The 3,804-nt window shown below is 68.0% G+C and carries 4 protein-coding genes; 2 read left to right on the top strand and 2 right to left on the bottom strand.

All coding sequences use genetic code 11. The features are described from left to right. On the bottom strand, positions 1 to 1,002 hold a 1,002-nt coding region (locus tag V6M46_RS06545), incomplete at its 3' end, for an FAD-dependent oxidoreductase (RefSeq protein ID WP_332663020.1). Positions 1,003 to 1,228: 226 nt separating this feature from the next. On the opposite strand from V6M46_RS06545, the gene V6M46_RS06550 reads away from it, so the two are divergent. Beyond that, positions 1,229 to 1,606 (top strand): VOC family protein, encoded by a 378-nt coding sequence (locus tag V6M46_RS06550; protein ID WP_332663022.1) that lies wholly within the window; start codon positions 1,229 to 1,231, stop codon positions 1,604 to 1,606. A gap of 48 nt (positions 1,607 to 1,654) precedes the next feature. On the opposite strand, the gene V6M46_RS06555 is transcribed toward V6M46_RS06550, so the two are convergent. After that, positions 1,655 to 2,803, bottom strand: a complete 1,149-nt coding sequence (locus V6M46_RS06555; protein ID WP_332663024.1) for an epoxide hydrolase family protein — start codon at positions 2,801 to 2,803, stop codon at positions 1,655 to 1,657. A 61-nt stretch (positions 2,804 to 2,864) separates the two neighbouring features. Between V6M46_RS06555 and V6M46_RS06560 the strand changes: the two genes are divergently transcribed. After that, on the top strand, positions 2,865 to 3,804 hold a 940-nt coding region (locus V6M46_RS06560), incomplete at its 3' end, for a helix-turn-helix transcriptional regulator (protein WP_332663027.1).

Genomic DNA, 3,804 nt, shown 5'->3' on the forward strand with positions numbered 1-3,804 from the left:
GCATCTGACCTGCTCCGCAAGTGCGCGATCGAGGAACGAGTATCGCCGGATGTCGACGTCGTACCCAGTGGCGAACAGGAGATGATCCACCTGGCGCCGGGTGCCGTTCGAGAGCTCCAAGTCGAGCTTGTCGTGGTGCGGGACTGCGCGGGTGACCACCGCGCCGGGGGTGATCGGGACCTCGGGCAGTCGCGGCTTGAGCCATGACGCCCCGGCCGGCCGGATCGCGCGCGCGGCGATCACGTCGAAGATCGGTCGGGGGAAGCGACGGAAGACCTCAGGTGTCGCGACCAGCCGTGAGATCCCGATCGGGCCGACATCGGTGGGTGCGTAGAACAGCGGAGCGAAGCGACCGAGGCCGTCGATCAGGCCGTCGCCGTGGAGCCAGTAGACCTGCGGCTGTCGGGCCAGCACCTCGACGTCTGTGCCCCCCTCGTGCATGAGCGCTGCGGACTCCAGCGCACTCTGCCCTGCCCCGATGATCGCGACGCTCTTGCCGCGGAACCGCTCATAGTCGCCGTGGTCGGCCACATGGGAGGCGAGCTCGGTCGGCAGCTGACGCAACATGGCCGGACGCCGGGTGAACTCGGCGATGCCGGTGGCCGAGAGCACGCGGGTCGCCCGGAGCTGGGTGCCGTCGTCGAACGTGAGCAGGAAGCCGAGACCGTGGCGTTCGAGCTTGACGACCTGACGGCGGATCACGTCGGGAGCGACGCGCTGCTGATACCAGTGGCCGTACTCGATGAAGGTCGTGAGCTTCAGATGCCGTTCCACCACGGCCTGGGTGTCGGCGGTGTAGCCCTCCATCGACAAGGGCCCGGTGACCTCGCCGATCGACGACCCGTTGCGCCGCGAGCGCATCCACAGTCCCTTCGGCATGGTGTGCCAGAACGACATGGGTTCGCCGATCACGCACACTTCGCGTCCGGCGGCTCGAAGCCGCTCGGCCGCTCCCAGGCCATGGGGACCGGCCCCGATGACCGCAATCTCCGTCTCGTCCATCGCCGACTCCGTCCGGTTGTGAGGTGTCGTGGAGACAGGGCCTCACTGGTGTGTTTTCATCGACGTTAGGCGCGGGCGCGAGACGGCAGAATCCCACCATCGGGTCATCTTTTCGCCGGAATGGCACGATGGCGACAATTCGTACTTTTGGTGTCCGCAGGGTCACCGCGCCGGCCTTTCGGCGCGTGATTGGCCGCGAGACAATTGGCCGGAGAGGAGCTTCGCCATGACAGTCCAGCTCAATCACACGATCGTGCATTCCAGCGACAAGCGGGAGGCCGCGACGTTCTTCGCCGAGATCCTCGGTCTGCCGGAGCCACAGACGTACGGGCCGTTCCTCGTCGTGCAGACCGGCAACGACGTCTCGCTCGACTTCTTCGACGTCGATGGTGAGGTGCACCCACAGCACTACGCCTTCCTGGTGAGTGAGGAGGAGTTCGACCAGGTGCTCGGCCGGATCACGGATCGCGGGCTGACGTACTGGGCCGACCCGTTCCACCGCGAGCCGGGCCGGGTCAACCACGACGACGGTGGCCGCGGCCTCTACTGGAATGACCCGAACGGCCACATCCTGGAGATCATCACGCGTCCCTACGGTGGTTGAACGGCAGCACCGCGGCCCGTGAAGGCCGCGGTGCTGCCGGTTCCGTGCTCACGCCTTCAGGCCTCCGAAGAACTCGCGGATGTCGCCCGTCAGCACGTCGGGGCGCTCCAGCATGGCGTAGTGCCCGCCGGTCTCGTGCTCGGTCCAGTGCACGATGTTGCTGTTGTCGCGATCGGCGAACGTCCGGATCGACTTGAAGTCGTCCGAGAACACCGCGACGCCGGTCGGCGCGTGGTTGACCGCCGGCTCTGCACCGGAGCGCGCCTCCTCGTAGTGGTAGCGCCCGACCGACGCCGAGGTGTTGGTGAACCACTCGAGCGACACCTCGGTCAGGATCTGCTCGCGGGTCACCAGGCTCGTGCCGTTGCCGAACGACATGAACAGCTCGTTCCAGGCCAGCTGGCCGACCGGCGAGTCGGAGATCCCGGCGGCGATCGTCTGCGGCCGCGAGGCGTTGATCGCGTTGTAGCCGCCGACCGACTGGAACCACTCCATGTGCTCGAGCGCCGCGTAGTCCTTGGGCTCGAGCTTCTCGAACTCCGCGGGATCGCCCGAAGGGAAGGAGAACAGCTGCTGCACGTGCAGGCCCAGGAAGCCTTCGGGCTGCATCAGGCCGAGCTCCCGGGCGACCATCGCGCCGCCGTCGCTGCCGTGAGCGCCGAACGAGTCGTAGCCGAGGCGGCGCATCAGCGTGTCGTACGTACGGGCGACGCGTGCCATGGTCCACCCGCCGTCGGCCACCGGCGTGCTGAACGCGAATCCCGGCATCGAGGGAACGACGACGGAGAACGCGTCCTCGGCCCTGCCGCCGTGCGCGACCGGATCGGTGAGCGGGCCGATCATGTCGAGGAAGTCGACGAACGATCCCGGGTACGTGTGAAGCAGCAGGATCGGCGTCGCGTCGGCCTCGGCGGACGGCACGTGGATGAAGTGGATCGTCTGGCCGTCGATGTCGGTCAGGTAGTGCGGGAACTGGTTCATGCGCGCTTCCTGCGCACGCCAGTCGAAGTCGCCGCGCCACTGGGCCACCATCTCCTGGAGGTAGTGGTTGGGCACGCCGTACGTCCAGTCGTCGCCGGGCGCTGCCGCGGGGTAGCGGGTGCGGGCGAGCCGGTTGTCGAGGTCGTCGAGATCGGCCTGCGGGATCTCGATGACGAAGGGGCGGATGTCGGATGAGGTGCTTCGCTGTGTGGTCATGAAACCACCGTAGAACCGATATAGGAACACTTCGTTCCTAGTTCTGGGATAGATTTCAGACATGTTTGAAACGTCTGCGAGGCTCCTCGCGCTCCTCGCCCTTCTGCAGTCCAGACCGCAGTGGTCGGGCACCGAGCTCGCCGAGCGGCTCGGCGTCACGACCCGTACGATCCGCAACGACATCGAGCGGCTGCGAGCCCTGGGCTACCCGGTCAACGCCGAGCGCGGGGTCCACGGCAGCTATCGGCTCGGCGCCGGCGCCGCCCTCCCGCCGCTGCTGCTGGAGGACGACGAGGCGATCGCGGTCGTGCTGGGGCTCCGCGCCGCCTCGACGAGCTCGATCGAACGGGTCGCCGAGAGCAGCGCCCTCGCGCTCGCCAAGCTCGAGCAGGTCCTGCCGTCCCGGCTCCGGCGCCAGGTCACCACGCTCTCGCAGGTCACGACCCAGGTCGCCGACGATGCCGGCATCCCCGACGCCGACCCGCGCTTCGACCCCGAGACGCTGACTGCGGTCGCCGCGGCGATCCGCGACACCGAGTGGCTGCGCTTCGACTACGACGGCGAGCCACGGCTCGTCGAGCCCTATCGGCTGGTCAGCTGGGAGCGCCGGTGGTACCTCCTCGGCCGCGACCCGGACGCCGACTCGTGGGGCGTCTTCCGGCTCGACCGGATGGTGCTGCGCATGCGTACCGGACGCCGGTTCCCTCCGCAGCCGTTGCCCGACGAGGACGTGAGCGCGTACGTCATGCGGGCCGTCGCGTACGAGGGCTGGGCCGTGCATGCCCGCATCACGGTGCTGGCGCCCGCCTCCGAGGTCATGGACAGGATCAACCCGGCCGTCGGCATCGTCGAGCCGATCGACGACGAGACCTGTGTGCTCATCACCGGCGCCGACAGCGTGGCGACGATGGCGGTCTACGTCGGCCTGCTGGACATGGACATCCGGGTCGAGGAACCGCCGGAGCTCGTCGAGCGGATGAAGGTGTTGAGCCGCCGCTACG

It is taken from the genome of Aeromicrobium sp. (genome assembly GCF_036676885.1).
Lineage (GTDB): Bacteria > Actinomycetota > Actinomycetes > Propionibacteriales > Nocardioidaceae > Aeromicrobium.